The 3,322-nt window shown below is 40.1% G+C and carries 1 protein-coding gene; it reads left to right on the forward strand.

The features are described from left to right. On the forward strand, positions 1-2,754 hold a 2,754-nt coding region (locus AB4232_RS22305), incomplete at its 5' end, for a M6 family metalloprotease domain-containing protein (RefSeq protein ID WP_372088037.1). Positions 2,755-3,322 lie beyond the last annotated feature (568 nt).

Genomic DNA, 3,322 nt, shown 5'->3' on the forward strand with positions numbered 1-3,322 from the left:
GTGTTGGCTTCGAGTGATACTGAAATACCCGTTGAATCAAACATAAAAAACCTAAAGATTGATCCAATACATATCAATGAATCTTTTGACTCACCCGCTGCGAACCACAAAAGATTTACCCCAATGAATACTCAACGCTCATACCTAAACAGTCCTTCGAAAAAAAGGATCACTGAGCAGGCCTTATTGGTAATACAGGTCAGTTTTTTGGACGAACAGATTGAAAATGATTTTCAGTCGACGATATTTGGTGAAAACCAACAAAGTGTTCAAGATTATTTTCTAAAAAATAGTTATGGGAATTATAAAGTTGTTCCTGCCAAAGAAAATGAAGGAACAAAAAATGATGGTGTTATTAATATCACGCTGGATATAGATCATCCTAACTGCCATTCAAAGTCTGAGAAAAACTGCCAAACTAAGCTTAATAATGTGTTCACAAAGGCATATGAAGCGCTAGATGTTGACTTCGACCTTTCTCAATATGATTCGAACAACGATAATAGCATCTCAGCTCAAGAGCTGTCAGTCATGTTTGTCTTTGCTGGGAATGACAAATCTAGTGGTACACGAAAAACCCCGACAATTTGGCCTCATAAGTATGCTCATAGCACTGTCGAGATCGATGGAAAACGCATTAGTGCTTATTGCTTGTTCGCCGATTATCAAGGTGACCATCAGTCAACAATGGGGGTGATAGCACATGAGCTTGGACATCTGATGTTAGGACTTCCAGATTTATATTCTTATCAGCATGATGGTTCTATTGGTCATTGGGGGTTAATGGGAGGGGGCAGTTGGGGGAGAAAACCGACGGATCAGTATGCTGGCGAAACTCCGGTCAACATGTTGGCTTGGAGTAAAGAGGCATCTGGTTTTTTAAAGCCGAAAGTACTCTCCAATAACGGGAGCATTGAAGTTGGTACAATCAAGGGTGAAAGCGTTATCCACCTAGACCCTTACCTTAAACAGTTTGGGCCTCGTGCTTATGTGGAAAATAGACGCAAAAACGATTATGACCAAGCGCTCCGTGGTGAGGGGTTATTAATCACAGCCGTGAATATAGATAACCAATTCAATAGTTCTGGTCCGATGCAAGTACAGGTATTCCAAGCCGATGGAGAGGGGTTATTAGAAAATGGATTCTCTTCTGGAGACTCTGGCGATGTCTTCCCAGGTAGAGAATCGGTTACCAATCTCTCCGATGATTCAGAACCTTCCTTAACAGCGATTACGGCGGGGCGAAAGACGGATATCTCAATAACCAATATTGTTAGCGATGATACCAAAGCGAGTTTCTCTTTGTTGGTACCTAACACCAACAACAAATCATCTTGGGTAACCTCTTTTGGGAGAACATACCCACGTTATGACGCGAATATTAATGTTCTAGGTTTCCCCATTGATGTGGTCAAGGGAAACCAAAGTATTGGAGGAATTCACTTTTACGCGAAAGCAACGAGCGTCGCGATGCCGATGTTTTATCGTTTGGTGGAATATCCATATCAATCAAGATTCGGCAATGCAGTTATTGACGAGCAAGCAGCTCGATTGTTACACAGAGGCATCGCGAGGCAGGGCGGCGGACAAATCATTTTCGACGAGAAAATTAAGCTTGGGCTAGGCACAAAGTTAATTGTCTTAGAGATTGAGAATGGTACCCCTGAATACTCAACTCAGTTTTTAGATGCGTATTTAGGGGATGGACAAAGGAAAAGTCAATTTTCAGGATCTATTTCTGATTACAAAACTCGAGGGTTGAGTCGCGGTTTCGGTCAGAATTTCCCTTTTGCAGCGCTTTTTGAGTTGCCAATAGATGCGAGGCCAATTGCTGTCGATGACATGATATCGACCGAGGAAGATACCCCTTTTATGCTTAATTTATTGGCTAATGATATCAATTTACCGAAGCCAAATAATTACTCTTTTGAAATCGCTCAGAAGCCAATGAAGGGCGTGATAAAAGATGGAACCTACTTCCCAAAGGTTGACCAGTTTGGCCGTGACAGCTTCACATACCGTTTGGTAGATAAGCTAGGGTATGAGACGGATTTTGCTCGTGTGGAAGTTGATATTAAGCCTGTGAATGACGCGCCAAGGTTAACAATAGATAGGCTCGAGGTGACGTCTAAGCCTGGTGAAACTGTTACTTTTACGGTAACCGATATTACCGACGTCGATTCTTCTGAGCATCAAATTATGTGGTCTCAAATTCAAGGTCCAAGCCTGAAATTAAGTGGATCACGCTCCAAAGCCCTACAAGTGACAGTACCTAGTGATGCTTCGAAAGGAGAGCGATACCGATTTACGATTTTGGTACAGGACTCGTCAGGAGGTAATGCAAAGCAGTCTGTAGTTCTGGATGTGCAAAGAACGGAAGCTTTATTATTGGGCACCAAATCGCTGCAAGTAAAATATGGCGATACAATCGATTTAGTTCCTATTATTAACGGAGATGTTTACCGATTATCTATTTTAGAATTTCCACGCAGTGGTATTGCAAACATTGTAGATAGTAAGATCATTTATAATGCTCCTGCTCAACGTAAGCTGGCTTTATATGACACTATTAGATATAAGGTTTTATCGGGCGATGGTGATGAGTGGGTTGGGTCGTTTGATATAGAAGTTTTACCGAGTGTTTCAAACGCATCATCTGTGTCATTAAGTCAAGATGATTCGTCAGGAGGAAGCTCCTCACTACCAATCCTCTTTATATTGTGCATGCTCCTTCGACTACGAAAGCAACGATAGAATAAATTGAAATAAAAGAGCTATATTTATTGGCTCTTTTTATTTTTCTGCACATACATGAGATAATCGAAAAAAGAATGTTCTGTCGCACTTCTTTCCCTTAGGTTACATCAATAGGTGTTTAGTTGCATTTTGGTGTAACGCTGATCACAAAAATAGATAATGGTTACTTTGAGTGTTTTTTGAGCTTTAATCCTATGCAGTAGGAATATTTACATTAATTTCAACGATTTTCGTCAACGAAAAGGTGGAGAGTGCATAGGTTTTGGTTATAATTGTGTTGATTGTCATTTGCACTGGAAAGGTGTTGTGTAAGGGCTTTGGTATGTGAATGACACACAAAATATGTTGTTTGTAAAAGCACATAAGGATTTGTGAATCAGTTGTTGGTTGTGGTGGGTGTGTTTATTTATATAGGTGCATATAAACATTATTTATGAGTATATAAATAATGTTTTTTTGTATCTGAATGACACTATTGTTACTTTGACGCTGATTTTTAATAAGAATAATTAATAAAATAACGCAACATCGGGGTAGTTTGCACCATGAAAAACGTCAACAGGTC

Source organism: Vibrio sp. 10N.286.46.A8 (genome assembly GCF_041470165.1).
Lineage (GTDB): Bacteria > Pseudomonadota > Gammaproteobacteria > Enterobacterales > Vibrionaceae > Vibrio > Vibrio tasmaniensis_A.